The sequence below is a fragment of the Mesorhizobium sp. LSJC285A00 genome, assembly GCF_000503155.1.
Classification (GTDB): Bacteria; Pseudomonadota; Alphaproteobacteria; order Rhizobiales; family Rhizobiaceae; genus Mesorhizobium.
In genome coordinates this window covers 29,016-48,676 of record NZ_AYVK01000032.1, presented here as the reverse complement: position 1 = coordinate 48,676, position 19,661 = coordinate 29,016, and the positions used below count along the sequence as shown (strand labels likewise).

General features: G+C 63.3%; 22 protein-coding genes. 10 read left to right on the top strand and 12 right to left on the bottom strand.

Translation table 11 applies throughout. The features are described 5' to 3' along the window. Positions 1-28: 28 nt before the first annotated feature. Positions 29-667, bottom strand: a complete 639-nt coding sequence (locus tag X726_RS145870) for a 2-dehydro-3-deoxy-phosphogluconate aldolase (protein WP_023671938.1) — start codon at positions 665-667, stop codon at positions 29-31. A gap of 174 nt (positions 668-841) precedes the next feature. On the opposite strand from X726_RS145870, the gene X726_RS145875 reads away from it, so the two are divergent. Then, a complete protein-coding gene (locus X726_RS145875) occupies positions 842-1,768 on the top strand; it encodes a rhodanese-related sulfurtransferase (protein ID WP_023671937.1) in 927 nt (308 codons plus the stop codon). A 23-nt stretch (positions 1,769-1,791) separates the two neighbouring features. On the opposite strand, the gene X726_RS145880 is transcribed toward X726_RS145875, so the two are convergent. Then, positions 1,792-2,154, bottom strand: coding sequence for a nuclear transport factor 2 family protein (locus X726_RS145880; RefSeq protein ID WP_023671936.1), 363 nt, complete (start codon positions 2,152-2,154; stop codon positions 1,792-1,794). A 203-nt stretch (positions 2,155-2,357) separates the two neighbouring features. Between X726_RS145880 and X726_RS145885 the strand changes: the two genes are divergently transcribed. Both X726_RS145885 and X726_RS145890 read left to right on the top strand, forming a co-directional pair. Then, on the top strand, positions 2,358-3,095 hold the full coding sequence (locus tag X726_RS145885) for a tellurite resistance TerB family protein (RefSeq protein ID WP_023671935.1): 738 nt from the start codon (positions 2,358-2,360) through the stop codon (positions 3,093-3,095). 332 nt (positions 3,096-3,427) lie between these two features. Next, positions 3,428-4,189, top strand: coding sequence for an SDR family oxidoreductase (locus X726_RS145890; protein ID WP_023671933.1), 762 nt, complete (start codon positions 3,428-3,430; stop codon positions 4,187-4,189). A gap of 12 nt (positions 4,190-4,201) precedes the next feature. Here the strand turns inward: X726_RS145890 and X726_RS145895 are convergent, their stop codons facing one another. Further along, entirely contained in the window at positions 4,202-5,386 is a 1,185-nt protein-coding gene (locus X726_RS145895; protein ID WP_023671932.1) for a pyridoxal phosphate-dependent aminotransferase, read from the bottom strand. 83 nt (positions 5,387-5,469) lie between these two features. Here X726_RS145895 and X726_RS145900 point away from each other — a divergent pair, with 83 nt between their 5' ends. Genes X726_RS145900 through denD form a run of 4 tightly spaced genes read left to right on the top strand, consistent with a single transcriptional unit; the run spans position 5,470 to position 8,408 of the window. Continuing rightward, the gene (locus X726_RS145900) at positions 5,470-6,156 is read left to right on the top strand and encodes a GNAT family protein (RefSeq protein WP_023671931.1); all 687 of its coding nucleotides are present in this window, start codon (positions 5,470-5,472) and stop codon (positions 6,154-6,156) included. A 14-nt stretch (positions 6,157-6,170) separates the two neighbouring features. Further along, on the top strand, positions 6,171-7,148 hold the full coding sequence (locus X726_RS145905) for a cation diffusion facilitator family transporter (RefSeq protein WP_023671930.1): 978 nt from the start codon (positions 6,171-6,173) through the stop codon (positions 7,146-7,148). Between the two features lie 58 nt (positions 7,149-7,206). After that, positions 7,207-7,413, top strand: coding sequence for a hypothetical protein (locus X726_RS145910; RefSeq protein ID WP_023671929.1), 207 nt, complete (start codon positions 7,207-7,209; stop codon positions 7,411-7,413). An 11-nt stretch (positions 7,414-7,424) separates the two neighbouring features. Then, on the top strand, positions 7,425-8,408 hold the full coding sequence (gene denD / locus X726_RS145915; protein ID WP_023671928.1) for a D-erythronate dehydrogenase: 984 nt from the start codon (positions 7,425-7,427) through the stop codon (positions 8,406-8,408). 10 nt (positions 8,409-8,418) lie between these two features. On the opposite strand, the gene X726_RS145920 is transcribed toward denD, so the two are convergent. The 4 genes from X726_RS145920 to X726_RS145935 all read right to left on the bottom strand — a co-directional run bounded on the left by X726_RS145920 (position 8,419) and on the right by X726_RS145935 (position 12,459). Continuing rightward, a complete protein-coding gene (locus X726_RS145920) occupies positions 8,419-9,603 on the bottom strand; it encodes a nickel/cobalt transporter (RefSeq protein ID WP_023671927.1) in 1,185 nt (394 codons plus the stop codon). Next, complete coding sequence (locus X726_RS145925) at positions 9,600-10,268, bottom strand: DUF1007 family protein (RefSeq protein ID WP_023671926.1); 669 nt, start codon at positions 10,266-10,268, stop codon at positions 9,600-9,602. The genes X726_RS145920 and X726_RS145925 overlap by 4 nt, the downstream gene beginning before the upstream one ends. Positions 10,269-10,357: 89 nt before the next feature. After that, the gene (locus X726_RS145930; protein WP_023671925.1) at positions 10,358-11,257 is read right to left on the bottom strand and encodes a LysR family transcriptional regulator; all 900 of its coding nucleotides are present in this window, start codon (positions 11,255-11,257) and stop codon (positions 10,358-10,360) included. Positions 11,258-11,259: 2 nt separating this feature from the next. Further along, positions 11,260-12,459 (bottom strand): amidase, encoded by a 1,200-nt coding sequence (locus tag X726_RS145935; protein WP_023671924.1) that lies wholly within the window; start codon positions 12,457-12,459, stop codon positions 11,260-11,262. A 541-nt stretch (positions 12,460-13,000) separates the two neighbouring features. Between X726_RS145935 and odc2 the strand changes: the two genes are divergently transcribed. Together odc2 and X726_RS145945 are read left to right on the top strand one after the other, a co-directional pair. Further along, a complete protein-coding gene (gene odc2 / locus X726_RS145940) occupies positions 13,001-14,134 on the top strand; it encodes an ornithine/lysine decarboxylase (protein WP_023671923.1) in 1,134 nt (377 codons plus the stop codon). A 147-nt stretch (positions 14,135-14,281) separates the two neighbouring features. Then, positions 14,282-14,953: an N-acetyltransferase gene (locus tag X726_RS145945; protein WP_023671922.1), complete on the top strand. Its 672-nt coding sequence runs from the start codon at positions 14,282-14,284 to the stop codon at positions 14,951-14,953. A gap of 69 nt (positions 14,954-15,022) precedes the next feature. On the opposite strand, the gene X726_RS145950 is transcribed toward X726_RS145945, so the two are convergent. The 4 genes from X726_RS145950 to X726_RS145965 all read right to left on the bottom strand — a co-directional run bounded on the left by X726_RS145950 (position 15,023) and on the right by X726_RS145965 (position 17,082). After that, on the bottom strand, positions 15,023-15,307 hold the full coding sequence (locus tag X726_RS145950; protein ID WP_023671921.1) for an SCP2 sterol-binding domain-containing protein: 285 nt from the start codon (positions 15,305-15,307) through the stop codon (positions 15,023-15,025). A gap of 195 nt (positions 15,308-15,502) precedes the next feature. Then, entirely contained in the window at positions 15,503-16,051 is a 549-nt protein-coding gene (locus X726_RS145955) for a hypothetical protein (RefSeq protein WP_023671920.1), read from the bottom strand. Positions 16,052-16,079: 28 nt separating this feature from the next. Continuing rightward, positions 16,080-16,496, bottom strand: coding sequence for a hypothetical protein (locus X726_RS145960; protein WP_023671919.1), 417 nt, complete (start codon positions 16,494-16,496; stop codon positions 16,080-16,082). A 13-nt stretch (positions 16,497-16,509) separates the two neighbouring features. Next, positions 16,510-17,082 (bottom strand): rod-binding protein, encoded by a 573-nt coding sequence (locus X726_RS145965; RefSeq protein ID WP_023671918.1) that lies wholly within the window; start codon positions 17,080-17,082, stop codon positions 16,510-16,512. Positions 17,083-17,364: 282 nt separating this feature from the next. Here X726_RS145965 and X726_RS1000000168205 point away from each other — a divergent pair, with 282 nt between their 5' ends. Beyond that, positions 17,365-18,615: a glycosyltransferase family 4 protein gene (locus tag X726_RS1000000168205; protein ID WP_084630874.1), complete on the top strand. Its 1,251-nt coding sequence runs from the start codon at positions 17,365-17,367 to the stop codon at positions 18,613-18,615. On the opposite strand, the gene X726_RS1000000168200 is transcribed toward X726_RS1000000168205, so the two are convergent. Further along, the gene (locus X726_RS1000000168200) at positions 18,557-19,624 is read right to left on the bottom strand and encodes a glycosyltransferase (protein ID WP_156940701.1); all 1,068 of its coding nucleotides are present in this window, start codon (positions 19,622-19,624) and stop codon (positions 18,557-18,559) included. The genes X726_RS1000000168205 and X726_RS1000000168200 overlap by 59 nt on opposite strands. Positions 19,625-19,661: the final 37 nt, after the last annotated feature.

Genomic DNA, 19,661 nt, shown 5'->3' with positions numbered 1-19,661 from the left:
GGATTGCGCAAAGATAAAGTAGCGGAGGTTATTTTCCGAGCTTGCTCGCGCTCTGTGCGAGCGCCTCGATCTCATCCCACTTGCCGGCCTTGACCAACTCGTCCGGCGCCACCCACGAGCCGCCGACGCAGATAACGTTGGACAGGCTGAGATAGTCGGCGGCGTTCTTGGCCGAGATGCCGCCGGTCGGGCAGAATTTCACGTCGGCCAGCGGCGAGGCAAAGGCCTTCAGCGAGGCGATGCCGCCGGATTGTTCGGCCGGGAAGAATTTCAGGAACCGCAGGCCGGCCTCGCGGGCAGCCATGATCTCGCCGGGCGTGATGGCGCCGGGCAGCAAGGGAACGTCGCTGTCCTTGGCCGCCGCCAGCAACTCGCGCGTGATGCCGGGGCTGACGATGAACTTCGAGCCAGCCGCCGCTGCCTGGTCGAACTGCTTGGCATCGAGAATTGTGCCGGCGCCGACAATGGCGCCCTCGACCTCACCGGCCACGCGGCGGATCGCTTCCAGCGCATCGGCGGTTCTCAACGTGATCTCGATCGCCGGCAGGCCGCCGGCGGCCAGCGCCCGGGCGAGCGGGACGGCGTCCGCGACATTGGCGATCTTCAGCACCGGAATGACCGGCTGGCCATTGAGCAGCGACAGGAGCTTTTCGGTCTTGCTGGGCATTGGCTTTTCTCTCCCTGGGTGATTTCAACCGATTAGCAGAAGGCCGATTCCGAGTCCACGAAACCCGGCCTGCCGCGATGTCACATGTCGGCCAACGAGCCTGCGGGCGAATACCGACGAAGTGTCTTTAGCTCTGCCTTGAATCCGCTTTGACCACGGTCTAGTGGCTTGGCGATGACCAACCATGAACCCGTGCGCGTCGCCGCGCTCTACAAATTTGCGAGGCTGGGCGACTTCGACGCGCTGCGGGTCTTGCGCACGCCGCTTGCCGCCTTCTGCTGCGGGCGCGGCATCAAGGGCACGCTGCTTCTGGCGCAGGAGGGCATTAACGGCACGGTCGCCGGCAGCGAAGCCGACATAGCCGACCTGATCGCTTATCTCGAGGCCATCGAGGGTCTTGCCGATCTCGAGGTCAAATACAGCACTGCCGCCGAAATGCCGTTCCATCGCATGAAGGTGCGGCTGAAGCGCGAGATCGTCACCATGGGCGTCGAAGACCTCGACCCGGCGACGGGTGCGGGGACCTATGTCGCGCCGGCCGACTGGAACGCGCTGATCTCGGACCCCGGCACCATCGTCATCGACACACGCAACGCGTACGAAGTGTCGATCGGGACGTTCGAGGGCGCGGTGGACCCGCGCACGTCGAGCTTTCGCGAATTCCCGGCCTGGGTGGAAAAACACCGCGACCAACTCGACGGCCGCAAGGTTGCGATGTTCTGCACCGGCGGCATCCGCTGCGAAAAGGCGACGGCCTATGTGAAGTCGCTCGGCTTCGAGGATGTGTTCCATCTCAAGGGCGGCATCCTCAGATATCTTGAAGAGGTGCCGGCCGAAGACAGCCTGTGGCAGGGCGAGTGTTTCGTCTTCGACGAGCGGGTCTCGGTGTCGCATGGGTTGACCAAAGGCGAGGCCGAACTCTGCCGCGCCTGCCGGCATCCGCTGACGCCGGAGAACCGGCTGTCGCCGCATTTTTCCACCGGCGTGTCATGCCCGCATTGCTACGAGGCACGCTCGGATGAGGATCGCACCCGCTATGCCGAGCGCCAGCGCCAGGTCGAACTTGCGCAGGCGCAGGGCAGGGGACATATCGGCAGTTAAGTGCCGCCGACGCCCTGACTGGATCACCACACGACAGAATAGCGGTCGATCACCCACAGCCATGTGCCGTCGGCCTGCCGGCGCGCGACCTCTGAGGTTATCGAGCCGTCGGCAAGCCTGGTCGACGTCAACGCGAGGTCGCCGTTAATGGCCGCCGGGCGCTGCTCGCCGCGCTGGAATTTTCGCCAGCTCGCGGCAAAGGCTTCGAACAAAGCGCGGATCGCCTCATGGCCACGCGTCAATTCGGCTGCTCCGGTGTCGATGACGGCATCGGGTTCGAACAGCGCTACCATGCCCTCAATGTCTCCCGCCCATTGCCGATCAATTAGCAGGCGCTCCAGATCCTGGGGATCTCGTGCTTGGTCGCGGTCTGGCTGATCGGTCACGGCAAAACTCCTCCCTCGCCGACGTTGCGGCGACACTAACCGAAGCCGAGGCGGGTTTCGACACATCGAATTTGATTTGCGGCATTGCCGGCGCCGATAGCAAAGCGCCGGTCCGTCATTGTAATGTCAACAATCGGGACCTACGTCTGCAACGTCCAAAACCTGCCCGTCCACGTTGGCGCGGGCCCTTTTCTGGAGGCACCATGTTCGACCCCAAGAAGCTTCTCGACGATCTGCTCGGCTCGCAAGTTCCCGGCACAACCGGCACCGTTCGCGACAAGGCCGGGCAGGCTGTGCAGATGGCCAAGGACAATCCGCTGGCCGCCGGTGCGCTGGCCGCGGTGCTGCTTGGAACCGGCACGGGACGGCAGGTCACCGGCACGGCCGTGAAGCTCGGCGGACTGGCTGCGATCGGCGGTCTCGCCTACAAGGCCTACCAGAATTACAAGGCCGGCAATGCACCCGAGCAGGCGCCGGCGGCCGGCCAGCCGGAATTGCTGCCGCCGCCCGCCGACACCGGCTTTCATCCTTCACAGGCGCCACAGGGGGAGGACGAGTTCACGCTGACCCTGGTGCGGGCGATGATCTCGGCGGCCAAGGCCGATGGCCATGTCGATGACGCGGAACGCCAAAAGATCGCCGGCAAGCTCAGTCTGGCCGGCATCGGCACGGAAGCGGAAAAGTTTCTGATGGCCGAGCTGGACAGCCCGCTCGACCTCGATACGCTGGTCGCAGGCGCCAAGACCGATGAGCAGAGGCTCGAGCTCTACACGGCGTCCCGACTGACGATCGACCCCGATACGCGCGCCGAACGCGGCTATCTCGACCTGCTCGCCGGCCGGCTCGGCCTGCCGGATGCGCTCGTCGATCATGTCGAGGCGACGGTGTCGGCGGCCAAGGTGCCGGTTCCGTCAGGCACGGCGCCGAACCCGCGCTGGTAGACAACGCAGCCGCGGCGGGAAAAGCGTTAACGTCTCGTTTACCGAGGAAGCGCATGATTTTAGTTAGTCGGATCGGCTTTTCCTCCTCCCAAGCCCGGTTCAGATCAGGGGGCGGTCGCCAATGACCGCCCTTTTTGTCGGACCGATCACATAAAGCGCGTGGCGCTTCATGTTTTTGTCCGGATGCATGTCGTTCTCTCAGAACCGGGGCCACTTTTGAGCGACATGCATTAGTGTCCGGCTTGCCATGATCGCCCTCATTTGCGATGGGTCGGTGCATTCGGATGCACCCCGATCTGTGCCGGGATGCGCGGCGCGCAGGAGCAAAATCCATGACAGCCCTCACAGAGAAAACCGCCATCGTCACCGGCGCCGGCACCGGCATCGGCAAGAGCGTCGCCACGGCGCTGCTCAAGGCGGGCTGGAACACGGTGTTTTGCGGCCGCCGCAAAGCGGTGCTCGACGCCGCCATTACCGAAGCCGGGAAAGCGGACGCCAAGGCGCTGGCAGTTGCCTGCGACATCAGCAAGGCCGGCGAAGTCGATGACCTGTTCGAGACGGTGGCCGCAGCCTTCGGCCGCGTCGACCTGCTCTTCAACAATGCCGGCATGAGCTACAAGTCGACGCCGATCGACGAGATCCCGGTCGAGGTCTGGAACGATATTGTCGGCGTCAATCTCACCGGATCGTTCCTATGCGCCCGCGCCGCCTTCGGCGTCATGCGCAAGCAAAAGCCAATGGGCGGCCGCATCATCAACAATGGCTCTGTGTCGGCCTATGCGCCACGGCCGGGCTCGGTGCCCTACACCGCGACCAAGCACGCCATATCGGGGCTGACCAAGACGCTGGCGCTCGACGGCCGGCCCTATGACATCGCCTGCGGCCAGATCGACATAGGCAACGCGCTGACCGATATGGCGCACGCAATGACGGTCGGCGTGCCGCAGGCCAATGGCACCATCGCCGCCGAAGCGGTGATGGACGTCCAGCGCGTCGCCGACGCCGTCGTCCACATGGCCAGCCTGCCGCTCGATGCCAATGTGCTGTTCATGACGGTGATGGCGACCAAGATGCCGTTCGTGGGGCGTGGGTGAAGAGCCGAAGGCCTACCTCTTCAAAAACGACTCGATCCGCTCCAGCGCGCGCAAGATGTTCTCTTCGGAATTGGCGTAGGAGAGCCTGATGTAGCCTTCGCCGAGAATGCCGAAATCGGGGCCGCCGATCAGCGCCACGCCGGCCTCCTCGAGCAGTGCCGAGGCGAGCTTCTTGGCCTTCCAGCCGGTCTTCGAAACATTCGGGAAGGCATAGAATGCGCCCTTGGGCGTGATGCAGGAGACGCCGGGCAGCGCGTTCAGCCCCTCGACCACGATCTTCCTGCGGTTGTCGAAGGCGCGCATCATCTTGTCGACATCGTCCTGCGGGCCGTCGATGGCGGCGATGCCGGCGAACTGGCTCGGCGCGTTGACGCAGGACCAGCAATTGACCGCCAGCTTGCGCACCTTGTCGTAGAGATGCGCGCCCTTGTCGCCATTCGGCCAGATCGACCAGCCCATGCGCCAGCCGGTCATCGCCCATGTCTTCGACCAGCCGTTGAGCACGATCAGCCGGTCGCGAATTTCCGGAAAATTGAGCAGCGAAAAATGCGTCTCGCCGTCATAGGTCATGACGTCGTAGATTTCGTCGGAGAGGATAGCGACCTGCGGATGCGCTTGCAGCCCCTCTACCAGCTTCTCGATCTCGGCGCGCGGCGTGACGCCGCCGGTCGGGTTGGCCGGTGAGTTGAGGATTAGCAGCCTCGTCTTCGAGGTGATCAGCCCCAGCGTCTCCTCGGCCGAGAAGGCAAAGCCGTTCTCTTCGCGGATCGGCACCGGAATGGGCGCGGCGCCGGTGAACTCGATCATCGAGCGATAGATGGGAAAGCCAGGGTCGGGATAGAGGATCTCGGCGCCGGGTTCGCCGAACATCAGGATCGCCGCGAACATGGTCGGCTTGCCGCCGGGCAGGATCATCACATTTTCCGGCGAGACCTCGACGCCGGTGGTGGCCAGCGTGCGCCGCACCACCGCTTCGCGCGTCGCCAGCAGGCCGTTGGCCGGGGTGTAGCCATGGTGACCGTCGCGCAGCGCCTTGATCGCTGCGTCGACAATGTGCTGCGGCGTTTTGAAGTCGGGCTGGCCGATGCCGAGATTGACGATATCGCGGCCCTGTTGAGCCAGTGCGGTCGCCCGCGCCAGCACGGCAAAGGCGTTTTCCTCGCCGAGGCGGTCGAAGGCCGAAATCGTGTGGAGCATTTTTCCCGTCCGTGTGGTTCTTGCTGTTAGGTCGCGTTTTTGTGAGCGTCTGCTCACAAAAGTCAAACGGATTGGAGTTTTGCGTGTCGGAAAATCTCAAAGATTGGCAAGCGCGTCCGCGGCCCGAGCGCAAGCCCATTGACGGCCGCTATGTCCGGCTCGAACCGCTGAGCGCCGAAAAGCATGGCGACGGCCTTTACGAGGCGTCGTCGGTGCCTGACATTGACGGCCGCTTTGCTTGGCTGCCCGACTACCCACCGCAAACCCGCGCCGATTTCCAGCCATGGCTGGACAAGGTCGAGGCGAGCGAGGATCCGCTGTTCTTCACCGTCATCGACAAGGCCAGCGGCAAGGCCGCCGGGCGACAGACGCTGATGCGCATCGATCCCACCTATGGCGTCATCGAGATCGGCAACATCTATTGGGGGCCGCTGATCTCGCGCAAGCCGGCAGCGACCGAGGCGCAGTTCCTGTTCATGAAGTATATTTTCGACGGGCTCGGCTATCGCCGCTACGAGTGGAAATGCAACAACCGCAACGAGCCGTCAAAGCGCGCGGCGGAACGGTTCGGCTTCAAGTTCGAGGGCATTTTCCGCCAGCATCTTGTGGTCAAGGGTGAAAACCGCGATACCGCATGGTACTCGATCATCGACAAGGAATGGCCGGCGCTGCGCAAAGCCTATGAGGCATGGCTCGATCCTGCCAATTTCGATGGCGAAGGCCGGCAGAAGCGGCGGCTCGAGGATTTCCGCGCCGAGTTCGGCGCGTAGCAGGAGTTTCGGCGATGGCGCACAGCCATGATCATGGTTCGCATGCCGGCCACAGCCACGGCGCCGGTCACGTGCATGGCTCGACCGACAAGAAACGTGTGCTGATCGCAGCCTGCCTGACCGCCGGCTTCATGGTCGCCGAAGTGCTTGGCGGCCTTTTGACGGGATCGCTGGCGCTGCTGGCGGATGCCGGCCACATGCTCGCCGATTCGATCGCGCTCGGCCTTGCCTGGTATGCCTTCCATCTTGGCGGACGGCCGGCGACCGTGCGCCTCACCTATGGCTTCGGCCGGGTCAAGACGCTGGTCGCCTACACCAACGGCATCGCCATCTTCGCCATTGCGCTGTGGATCGTCTACGAAGCCTGGGGCCGGCTGATGACGCCGGCGCCGGTGCTGGGCGGGCCGATGCTGGTGGTGGCGATCATAGGGCTCCTGGTCAACATCGCCTCGTTCTTCGTGCTGCATGGCGGCGACCGCGACAGTCTCAACATGCGCGGCGCCATCCTGCATGTGCTGGGCGACCTGCTCGGCTCGGCGGCGGCGATCGTGGCGGCGCTGGTCATTCTGGCGACCGGCTGGACGCCGATCGACCCGATTCTGTCGGTGCTGGTCTCCGTGCTGATCTTGTCCACCGCGTGGTCGCTGATGCGCGAAGCCGCTCATGTGCTTCTCGAAGGCGTGCCGGCAAGCCTCGACCGCGACCTCATCGCCAAGGACATTGCCGGCACCGTCAAAGGCGTGCGCGAAGTGCATCACATGCATGTCTGGTCGCTGGACGGGTCCAGCAACATGGCGACGCTGCACGCCTGCCTCAATGATGGCGTCGATGCGCACCAGGCGGTCAGCGCCATCAAGAAGCGGCTCGCCGCCGAACACGGCATCAGCCACGCCACCGTCGAGCCGGAATTCGGCCAGTGCGCTGACAGCTATGACGAGCACGATCATGACCACGACCATGGTGCGCCACCGCATCACGGCCATTACCACTGACAGGGAATTTCATGGTATTGGCATCCGAGTTGACGAGTTCCCGCTGTAACGGGACGGCATGATGGATCGCGACAACAGAAACGCGCTGATTGCCGCAGCCTGGATCATGCTGCTGTTCGGCATCGCGGCGTTCTATCTGCCGACGGTGATGCTGGCTGTCGGCAATATCTCGACCGTACTTGCCGGCATCGTCGGCATCGCCTTCGTGCTGGCATTCTTTCTGGTGTTCTGGTTGCGGGGTCGCAGCCAGAACAAGGGCAAATAAGAGGCTTTGAAATGCGCATCCTGATTACTGGCGCCGCCGGCATGGTCGGCCGCAAACTTGTCGACCGGCTGGCCAAGGACGGCACGCTCAACGGCCGCAAGATCACCGGGCTCGACCTGCACGACATCGTGCCGCCGCAGGCGCCGGCGATGGATGGCATCAGCATCGCCACGCATACCGGCGACCTTGCCGACGCCGGTGCTGCCGAGAGCCTGGTCGCCTCACGCCCCGACGTCATGTTCCATCTCGCCGGCATCGTGTCGGGTGAGGCGGAAGCCAATTTCGATCTCGGCTACCGCGTCAATCTCGACGGCACACGGGCGCTGTTCGACGCCGTGCGGCTGGCGGGCTTTGCGCCGCGCCTCGTCTTCACCTCGTCTATCGCCGTGTTCGGCGCGCCGTTCCCGGATGTGATCCCGGACGATTTTCATCCTACGCCGCTAACCTCCTACGGCACGCAGAAGCAGATGAGCGAAGCGCTGCTGGCCGACTATTCCAGGCGCGGCTTCTTCGACGGCATCGGCATAAGGCTGCCGACCATTTGCGTGCGGCCCGGCAAGCCGAACAAGGCGGCGTCAGGGTTCTTCTCCGGCATCATCCGCGAGCCGCTGAGCGGCCATGAGGCGATCCTGCCAGTGCCGCGCTCGGTGCTGCACACCCATGCCAGCCCGCGCTCGGCGGTGAACTTCCTGATCCATGCCGCCGGGATCGACAGTGCCGCCGTCGGGCCACGCCGCAACCTCACCATGCCGGGCGTTGCCGTCACCGTCGGCGAGCAGATCGAGGCGCTGGAACGCATTGCGGGCACCAAGGTCGTGAAGCTGATCCGCGAACAGCCGGATGAGACCATCTGGGCGATCGTCAAGGGTTGGCCGACGCGCTTCGAGTCGCGCCGTGCAAGGGACTTCGGCTTCAGCGCCGAAAACAGTTTCGATGAAATCATCCGCGCTCATATCGAGGATGAACTGGGCGGAATGATCGCGGGTCAGGCCTGACCCGCCGAGGTCATACAGTTCCGGACAGGCACGCCGACAACAGCAACAGCCCGAACAGGAAGACGAACGCGGCGCCGCCGATTTCGACGACTGTGTGGATACGGTTGCCCATGCGGCCATCGCCGGCGAAATAGACCGCCCAGTTCTTGGCTGTCACCGCGATCGTCGCCAACGCCGAGACTGTGATGGCGGTGCCGATAGACATCGCCAGCACCGACAGCAGGCCGCCGAGCCACAGGCCGTTGAGCAGCGCGAAGCTGAGCACAATCAGCGCGCCGGAGCAGGGGCGGATGCCGACGGCGGCTACAGCCGACCAGGCCGTGCGCCAGTCGAAGCGATCGCCCGACAGCAGCGCCGGATCAGGCGCATGCGAATGGCCGCACGTGTCGCAGACCTCGCCGGCCGGTTGATCGTGAGCGGCGTGATTGTGATGAGCGTGGTCGTGATGGGAATGATCGTGTGTGTCGTGGTCGTGCGCAGCGTGATCGTGATGATCATGCGAATGGTCGTGATGCACATGCAAGGCATGCGAATGCGCATGCGCCGCGTGGCTGTGAGCGGCATGCGAATGGCCGCCATGGGAATGACCGGCGTGGGCTGCCGACAGGCTGTAGGCGGGCGCCTTGCCGAACCAGCGCAGGACCGTAGGCCCGAGCTTGCGCCACAGCAGCCAGGCGCCGAACAAAGTGACGAATACATAGCTCATGATCTCCATGAACCAGGCTGCGTCGGTCATCGAGATGGCGGTGCCGCGCAGGACGAAATAGGCAAGCAGCATCACCAGGATCGCGGTCAGGCCCTGCAGCAGCGCTGAGACGAAGGACAGCAGGATACCGCGCCTGAGCGCCACTTCATTGGCCACCATGTAGGACGAGATCACCGCCTTGCCGTGGCCGGGGCCGGCGGCGTGGAAAATGCCGTAGGCGAAGGACAGGCCGATCAGCAGCCACATCTTGCTGCCGTCCTCGCGCATTGCTTTCATCGCCGTGGCCAATGCGCGGTAGAATTCCTGCTGGCGCAGATTGATCCACATCAGGATGTGGGCGAACGGGCCGGTGGTGGGCGCCATGCCGTCATTGACACCGATGCCGAGTGAACTCTGGGCATGGGCCTGCCCGAGAAAGTGCGTCATCAGCAGGGCAGCGGCCACGAGGCCGAATGCCAAACGCAGGGACGTTTTCATCACCGGATCTATCCTTCTGGCGGGCAATTCAGTTCGAGCTTGGTGGCGAAGATCTTGCTCATGTCGGTGCCTGTCGGGTCGTTGAAGAACGCGTCCGTCAGGGTCTTCTGGTTTTCCTTGATCGCCTCGTCCGGGTCGGGCCGGATGACGCTCTTGGTGCAGTTCGAGGGCAGGCCTTCCACCGTGATGTTGCTATCCTCGGTGAAGTCGATCGCTGTGTAGAAGGTTGGATCGTAGACGCCGAAATCGATCTTGCCGGCGAGCTTGATCGGCACCTTGGGTTCGGATTCGAACAGGATGATCAACTGGTCGTTGTCGAAATTGGCCATCAGATGCGGTGGCGGCGTCATAGGCACGTCCTTGCCGTCGACGGTGACGAGCTGGAAATAGTTGAATTCGGCCAGCGAGGCATGAACGGTGTCGGCGACATCCTTCAGCTCCTTGTCGTCAAGCTTCAGGTCGGAGTTCTTGTCGAACTCCATCATCACCGTACTCGAAAACAGATCATCGAAACGCCAGAGGTGACGCAGCGCTTTCACACTTTGGTGATCCGGCGAGAGGATCACGTCGAGGCGGGCCTCGGCGAAGACATGAGGATGCGCGCCAGCCGCTCCGACGGAGGCAAAAGTCGTCGCCAGGGCCGAAGCCAGCATGATTGCGTGCCGTTTCAGATGCATTCTCGGTCGCTGTTCCATCGGCCTCGGAGAGATTTCGAGAGGTTACCAGAAACGGGGCGAAATTGGGACCGCGGCACGGCAGGACCGGCTCAAGCGCTCTCGCGGTTCTTGAACCATTGCACCAGGAAATCGACGAAGACACGGACCTTGGCCGGCAGATAGCGGCGGTGCGGGTAGACGGCGAAAATGCCGCTGCCCGACTGGATGCGGTCGTCGAGCAAGGACACCAGCAGCCCGGATGCGAGGTCGGGTGCGGCGATGAAATCCGGCAGGATGGTGAAGCCCAGACCGGACACGGCGGCGGCTCGCGCGGCCATCGGGCTGTTGACCTCGATCGGACCCGATACGTTGACACTGACAGACTCCTCGCCATCGCCCCTGAAGCGCCAGTTGGCGAGCGAGCGGCCATTGGTGTCGACGATGCAGGGCAAGTTGGCGAGATCCTGCGGGCGCGTCGGCTTGCCGTGCTTGGCGATCAGCTCCGGCGAGGCGCAAAGCTTGATCGAAAACGGCCCCAGGCGGCGGGCGATCAGCGATGAGTTCTCCAGCCGCGAGATGCGCACGGCAAGATCGAAACCTTCCTCGACCAGATCGACAAAGCGGTCGTCGAGATGGATGTCGAGCACGATGTCGGGATGCTGTTTGGCGAAGTCGATGAGCGACTGGCCTATCGGCGCGTCGGCGAAGGTGCGCGCCGCGGAGAGCTTGATCCTGCCGCGCACGTCGCCGGAGGATTCGCGCACGGCGTCGGCTAGGCTGTCGACCTCGCGCACGATTTCCGAAGCGCGGCTGTAATAGGTATGGCCGGCCTCAGTCAACGAGAACTGCCGCGTGGTGCGGTTGAGCAGCAGCGCGCCGAGTTCGTCCTCGAGTTCGCGCACATATTTCGACAGCAGCGCCTTGGAGCGACCGATCTTGCGCGCGGCCGCCGAAAAGCCTTCGGCCTCGACGACGTCGATGAAGGCGCGCATGCGGGTCAGTGTATCCATCATCAGGCCTTTCGTGCCGCATCGAGAATTCGCCGGCCGAGCCGTATCAGGGCAATGTCGCTGCCGGGAGGGCCGAGCAGCGAGAGGCCGAAAGGGGCACCGTCAACCGAGCCCAGCGGCAGGGTGATTTGCGGAAAGCCTGACAGACCCGAAAGGCACAAAAGATGCAAGGCCCTTTCGCGGTAGGCCTGGAGCTGCTGCGGCTCGCTTTTGACCAGAGGTGCGGGGCCTGGAACGGTGGGCAGGACAAGAAACCCGTCCTGGCCGAGCAGCGCGGCTAGCTCGGAGCGGAACGTCAGGCGGCGCACCGCCTCGGCCCGCGCGGTCTTTTCGTCGATCGTGCGGCCAAAACCAAAGCGCTCCTCGACGCCCGGCCCGAGATCGCGCTCGCCAGAAATGATCCAGGCGCCATGCTGCTGCCAGGCCTCGGCGGCCTGGAGGCGGCGAAAGCACCAGTAGAGCTCGTCGGGGAAGGAGGCGAAGCTGTACTCTACCGGCGCCGGCTCACCGACAAGACTGGCGGCCAGCGCTCTCATCCTGGCATATTCGGCTGCCTCGGCGGGGCCGGCCACGAAAGCGTCCAGCCAGCGGATCGAAAGCGGCCGGGTGAGCGGATACGGATGCGGGTCGCGGCCGAGCAGCAATTTGCCGATCGTCTCATAGGTTTCGATGTCGTCGGCGAACCATCCGAACGTATCGAAGCTCGGCGCCAGCTTCATCGTGCCTTCGAGCGAGATGCGGCCATGCGTGGTGCGCAGCCCGATCAACCCGCAAAAGCTCGCCGGGGCGCGGATCGAGCCGCCGGTGTCCGAGCCGGTAGCGATATCGGCAAGCTTGCCGGCCACCGCCGCCGCCGATCCGGAGGACGAGCCGCCGGTGACGCGATCGGGAGCGGCCGGGTTCACCGGAAACGGAAAATGCGCGTTCTGGCCCATCAGCGAGAAAGCGAACTCGTCGGTCTGCGTCTTGCCGATGAAACGCGCGCCGGCGTCGAGAATCATCTGCACGGCCGGTGCCGTGCTGGACGCGGCGTGGGACTCGGCGAACTTCACCGGATTGCCGCAACCGGTGCGGTAGCCGGCGACGTCGTAAATGTCCTTCACAGCCAGGCGCAGCCCGGCCAGTGGCCCCAGTTCCGCATTGGCCACCGGCATTCGACGCAGGTCGAGAAAGGCGTTGAGCGGGCCGTGCGTGCCTGGCATCGTTCGATATCCGTATACAGTAGGCCCAGCATTGTTCGATGCCGGAATTTTTACAACCTGGAGTACGATTTTTATTGATTGTGAAATCTTTCGATCTTATATCGCGCTTGCCCAAAGTCGCACGTGCCTGTGGGTGTCCGCCGATCCTCGAATGGTGAGGGAAATCGGTAAGGTAACTGGAGCTAACCCCTCCAGTCGGTCTAGCGGCCAACCGCCAGCCCGAGGACACCTTGAAGCAACGACGGTGCGGGCCTTTCTGGTGTTCTGCCGGTCGTCCAAAGACCGGGGTTACTGAAGAGGCACACCTTCATTGCCGGCAGTGCGGACGGGTCTCCCATCCAAGCCAAGGCAGACAAAGCGAACCGAGGCCGGGCAAGGCCAAGGTTCACCGCCGCGAGACGGCGTTTCATGGTTCCGGGGTCTCCACCGGCTGGTTCCATGGATTTCCGTCCCGCCTTTGTTTGACCGCGTGTTCGCGAGGCCGAAAGCCCGCGTCCCGCAGCCTTATTGCGCGCCGCAAGGCGTTAATGGAGAGACCCCGATGGCCACCCAGCGCATCCTCGACTTCCTCGCCACCCGACGTCCGTCCGGCCCCTGCCTCGTCGTCGACCTCGATGTCGTGCGCGACAATTTCCGTGCCTTCGAGAAGGCGCTGCCCGATTCCAGAATCTACTATGCGGTGAAAGCAAACCCTGCGCCGGAGATCCTGCGCCTGCTTGCTGCGATGGGCTCGTCCTTCGACACCGCTTCCGTTGCCGAGGTCGAGATGGCGATGGATGCCGGTGCGCCGGCGGACCGCATCTCCTTCGGCAACACCATCAAGAAGGAGCGTGATATTGCACGCGCCTACCAGCTCGGCATCCGGTTGTTCGCCGTCGACTGCGTCGAGGAAGTCGACAAGATCGCCCGCGTCGCTCCCGGCGCCCGCGTGTTCTGCCGCGTGCTGACCGACGGCGAAGGCGCCGAGTGGCCGCTGTCGCGCAAGTTCGGCTGCGTGCCGGCGATGGCCGTCGACGTGCTGCGCCATGCCAGGACGCTCGGCCTCGACGCCTATGGCGTGTCGTTCCATGTCGGCTCGCAGCAGACCGACCTGACGGCGTGGGACCGTGCGCTGGCCGACGCCAAGAAGGTGTTCGCCACGCTCGCCGACGAAGGCATCGTCCTCAAGATGGTCAATATGGGCGGCGGTTTCCCGACGCGCTATCTGCGTGACGTGCCGGCGGCCCAGGCCTATGGCCAGGCCATCTTCTCGGCGCTGCGCAAGCATTTCGGCAATGCGATCCCTGAGACCATCATCGAGCCGGGTCGCGGCATGGTCGGCAATGCCGGCGTCATCAAGTCGGAAGTCGTGCTGATCTCGAAGAAGGCTGAAAACGACAATGTGCGCTGGGTGTTCCTCGACATCGGCAAGTTCGGCGGTCTGGCCGAGACGATGGACGAGGCGATCCGCTATCCGATCGTCACCCGCCATGACGGTTCGGAGACCGCACCTTGCGTGCTCGCCGGCCCGACCTGCGATTCGGCCGACGTGATGTACGAGAAGACGCCGTATCCGCTGCCTCTGTCGCTGACCATCGGCGACGATGTGCTGATCGAAGGCACCGGCGCCTACACGACCACCTACTCGGCGGTCGCCTTCAACGGCTTCGAGCCTCTCCGATCCTACGTGATCTGACGGCTTCGGCCTTCAGATCACCTCAGGCGGACGTTTGCGTCCGCTCGGGTTCGCCTGTGGAACAAGCTCCGCTCGTGAAGGATCGCGGAAATGGACATTGTAAATTACATTGATGGTGCCGTGGGAATCTCCCCCCTTGAGGGGGAGATGGCAGGCAGGCCAGAGGGGGTCGTCTCGCGTGAAGCGCCGGCATCCCTGGTCCACGACGCGGTGTCGCGTCAGGTCGTGCCGACCTCCTCTGTCGCCTTCGGCGACATCTCCCCCTCGAGGGGGGAGAGTGCCCGCGCCATTGTTGTCGTCGCCGAAACTGCGGCAGACATTGCATCGCGTGAAGCGTTGCTCGATCGCGCCATGGGGCCGATGCGGCGCAAGAAATCGTCGGAGAAGCTGCGGCGTGGCCGCCGGCCTTCCGAAGGCCTCGCCTTCGTGGCGCGTGATGCGGCGGGCGCGGTGATCGGCACTGTGCGGCTTTGGGATGTAAGGCTGGGCGAGGGCGGCCCGGCGGCGCTCCTGCTAGGGCCGCTCGCCGTCGATCCGGCGCTGAAGAACGCCGGCATCGGCTCGGCGCTGATGCGCCATGCTTTGGCCGAGGCCGCGCGTCTCGGCCATGCCGCGGTGCTGCTGGTCGGCGATGCGCCTTACTATGGCCGCTTCGGCTTCTCGGCGGAGAAGACCGGCGCGCTCGCCATGCCTGGTCCGTACGAGCGGCACCGCCTGCTGGCGCTGGAACTGATCGATGGTGCGCTCGACGGCGCGCGTCGCACGCTGAGGGCTGCAGGTCGCAAGCTCAAGGCACAGAGGCTGTCGCTGGCCGCCTGATTGTCCAAAAACAAACGCCGCCGGTCCTTTGCATTTCAGCGAGGGCGGCGTTTTGTTTTTGCGAAGGGCTCAGCCGATCAGTTGGCTGAGCGCCATGGCGACCGACATATCGCCTTCGACCTTTATCTTGCCGGACATGAACGCCATGGTCGGGTTGAGGTCGCCGGCGATCAGCGAATCCAGATCGTCGAGCGACAGCTTTATGGTGCAGTCGGTCGGCGCGTCGGTGGTCGAGACGGTTGCGCCGTCGATGACGATGACGCCGTCACTGCCGGTATCGAACTTCACGGAATGTTCGAACCCGGCGCTCGCCACGCGCGACCTCATCTTCTCGGCAATGTCCTGAACGCTCATGACTGTTCTCCTGGTCTCGTTGCGTTTTGCCGCGCTTCAGTGACCGGCCTCCGCCGAAGTCGCTGTCTCGCGCGTGCCGCGATCCTGGTCGCTTGGCGCATATAGCTTCGAGTTGACGTAAACGTCAACGCGCGATGCGTCATCTCGTTTCAGTCGGAAGGAATGCGGCAGAGAACATTCACCCTGCGATGAAGGTTAGTGTTCAGCAGCGGGCTTCGCCGCCTCGGCCTGGGCCGATTCCGCCGGGGCCGGTTCGGTCCGCGTGGCCGGATCCTTGCGGCGGCGCATGGCGTTGTCGCGGATTTCATCCTTGGTCAGGAAGTTGACCTGGTCGATCAGCACTTCATGCACCAGGTCGGCGCCGACGCGGGCGTTGACGGTGTCGCGTATGGCCTTGCGGAAGGCATCGAGATCGATGGTTTCCTTCTTGGTGAAGTCGATCTGAGGATTGGAGTAGAGATAGGAATAGACCTGATCGGTCATCAGCGCTTCGGCCGGGATCGACATCTTCTTTATCTCGGCCGGCTCGACCGTGTAGACGAGCTTGGTGAGGAAATAGCCGTCGATCTTGGAATCGCGGATCAGCGGCACCGAGATGATGTCGGTCTTGACGTAGTCGAGGCCACCCAGCATCGGTTTCGGCGTCTCGCCGACGCCGCGCTCACCGGCCGCCTGGAACGAATAGAACACCGCGCCAAGCGTGGCGGCGCAGATCCAGATCGCGGCAGCGATGAATTTGATCACCGGTTGTTCCCGCCTGTTGCCGAGATCATCAGCTCGCCCAACCGAATTCGCCGGCCGAATAGGTGCCGTCGGCTTCGGCGCGCTGAATGGCGTTCTTCAACAGCGTGGCGACTTCGTTGACCGCGTTGAGGTGGGCGAGGATTGCAGCCTCGTTTTTCGCGAGCTTCTGGCGCAGCCGCGCCAGACTGTCGCGATGCTGTTCCAGGAATTCGATCTCGTTGGCGCCCTTCATGGCGCGGGTCAGCTCATAGAGGTAGCGGCTCTTGCGGGCGTTGGAGGCCTTGAGGTCATAGCTGGTGTCGTTCTTCAAACCGGCCGTCTCTTCCTCGACCGCTTCCTCGATGCGGCCGATGATGGCGGCAAGGTTGCCCGGCCGTGCAAACGGGATCGGCGCTTCGGACGTACGCGCCGGCAGGTTGGAAGAGTATTTTGAAAAATCGGCCATTGAAAATCCTGGTCTAGATCTTGATTTCGGTTTTGATGGTCGTCTCGTCGCCGGTCATCGACCGTGCGGCCTTGCGCTGCAATTCCTCGACCAGCGAGGTGGACAGCCGGGTCTGCTGGTCGATCTCGGTCTTGTGCGGCCCGGTTGACACCGGGCCGATCGGCACGGTGCGCTTGCCGTCCTTGTAGTGGTCGGCGAGCAGCGATTTGGCGATGCCGATCCCTCCGCGCTCGGCCATGACGTCGGCGACACGCTCGGCAAGCTGCGATTTCCACATGTCGCCGGCCAGCCCCTTGCCGTAGACGCCCTCTGTGTCCTTGGGCAGCATGTTCTGGATGAAGGTCTGCAAGACCATCGCCTCGAACTTCTTGAACTTGCTGGCGGGATCGGCATTTGCGGCGGCCTTGTCGGCGGTGGCGCGCGACAGAATCGAGCCGGCATCGACCGAAGCAGCCATGTCGACAGAAAAATTACCGCCAACGCCGTTGGCCCGCTTGGCCAGCGCGGCACGGGCAGCCTCGATATCCGCCGGGTCGACGGCTCGGGCAACATCGAGAACGATGTCACTGGGTGGAGAAATCGCCAAGAAAGTCCGCCTCTTTGCCGGGTTTCCTGAGCGACCATGCCGCAACAAGCTTGTGGCAGGCTTGCGAGGGAGAGGGGAGGCGGAATGCTGTCAGCTCGTCTACTACGCGCCAATAGCGGCCGTCCACACGGGTGGTCTTCAATGACCCCGGACGGTGAAGGCCTGCTTACCGAAGCCTGTTCGACGAGGCGGCTATCCCACTTGTAATCCCGGCCCAATCCTTTACCGCACCCGTTGTGCGGTTTATCACCGCCAGAGTGGCGGATTCAGTGAGATCCCAAAGTGAAAAGAAGACGCCTCTTGTTTGTCGGCGGGAGCGGGGATCCTGGCGGTCTTCATATCCATACCGCCGACGTGGCCCACACCGCCGCTTCGCTTGGGTTTCCCGTCAAGATCATTTCCGTCAACACCGACTATTTTTCCGAGCTCCTTTCCCCTGAGACAATCGATGTAGAGCTTGTCGAGGGCCTTTCTTATCAAAGGCTCATCGTCAAACCGAGACGGTTCCCGATCTCAAGATACATCCTTTGGTGGTCTGTGCTGGTCAGGCATCCCGGCCACGATATCATTTTCTGCCGTGGTGCTTTCGCGGAAACGCCTGTCGTCGAGTTGCTCATGGCCAAGGCCGCGGGCCGGCGAATTTACACCATCGAACACAGGCCGCGCGAGGCCGCGTGGCGATCCATGTTTTCGAAGTGCAGATATGGCGCGGTCATGAATGCCTGCGTCCAACGCACCATCGGCGTGTCGAGCGAATTGTCAGAGATCGCGACGAAAGAGTTTGGCATGGCTCCCGACAAGGTCCGCGTCTGTGCTAATTGGGTAGACCCCATCTTCGCACCACCGACTGTCAATGAAAGGCGCCAAGCGCGCGAACGGCTTGGACTGTCAGACGATGTGCGAACGATCGGCTATGTCGGCCGGTTCGGGCCGGAAAAAAATATCGATGTCCTGATTGATGCTTTCTCGGCTCTTCGCGCGAGTCGGCCCGCCGCCAACGTCGCTCTGATCATCGCCGGGGATGGCTGGTTTCGCTCCGAAGTGGAAAACAAAGTGCGCTCGTCCGGAGCTGCTGACCGGATCAAATTGCTCGGCTGGCAAAACGATCCGCGTGCGATCTACCATGCGCTTGACCTCTTCGTACTGGCCAGCTCAGTCGAGGGTTTTTCCCTCAGCCTGCTGGAGGCGATGGCGACAGGCCTACCCTGTGTCGCCCATCCCATGGCGAGCGCGCTGGAGCTGATCAAAGACGGCAGTAACGGCTTTGTGTCCGACATATCGACGGCGAGCTTGTTGGGCGAAAAGCTGAAGGAATTTCTGGACGCCGAAGCAGCGACGGTGAGCCGTCTTGGTCAGGCTGCCGCGCAGATCGTGGCGACCAGCTTCTCACGCAGCGCACGCTTGCCCGCGGTCCTTAGGGCACTTGACATCCCGCTCGATGGCTCAGGCCTGCCGCAGCCATTTCCGCGCGTTCTCACCTATCGGAACGCACAAGCCCGATCGCCCGCCGCAGGCTCGAAATCCAGTGCTTGAGCCAGAGGGTTTTCCGGCCTGTCCGCCAGGCGGCCCTGGCACAATTTTTGTCAAAATAGTCGAGCCGGTCTTCCATCAGAGCGTTAAGCGCTGGAGAAAGCCGGTATTGTTTTCGAATGCGCAGCATGAGCGCGAGATGGTGCTTCCACTCCGTGTATTCGTCATGATGTCGTGATTCTGAATGCGTCTGGTAGCGTTCGCCTTCTGCCGTATCGCGCCCAGTGACGTCATAGGTCGCCAATTGCCGGTCGATATAGACGAAGGGTCCGCGCGTGTTGAGCCGCAGCCAAAGGTCGATGTCCTCGGTGCGGGCGAGGCTTTCATCGAACCCTCCCGCCGCCAGTATCGCGTCGCGCCGAACCATCGTCGAGGAGGTGTGAATCCAAAGGTATCCGGCGATGGTCGTGGTCAGCACGACATCAGAGCGGGCCAGCAGGGAACGGTCCGCCTTGAGTTCCCGGCATGGCAGAAGAGATGCGGTCCGATCATAGGTTTCCCACCACGGCATCATGGTACCGAAGATCATGTCGCAGGCGGTCATGGACGTGTCGGCAAGCTCGTCGACCATGCGATAGTCGCTGCCAATCAGGATCGCGTCGGGCCGGGTGTTGGCCGCCGCAATGAATTGCGCCAGCTTGTCGTCGTCCCACCGATCATCGCTGTCCAGAAACGCGATATACAGTCCGCGCGCCTCGCGAATCGCGGCGTTGCGCGCGCCGGCCGGTCCGCTCGTGCCGGGGTTTCGCAAAATGCGCAGACGTGGCTCGGCCAGAGAGAGCGCAGTGATAGCGGCCAAGGTGTCGTCCGTGCTTCCGTCGTCGACAATGAGCAGCTCCCAGTCCCCGAACGTCTGAGCCGTAACCGAGGCGACCGCCTTCAGCAGATAAGGCAGGCGATTGTAGGTTGGAATGATGACCGTGCAGGCTCGCTCTGACATAAGGGCTCTTGCGTTGAAAGCCGGTGCCACGACGCGCTGTTGCGCCTTGCAGGCCCTGGACAGCAGGTTCACCGGCAGGCTTGTCACTCCTCGCGCAGCTTTGCAAGCC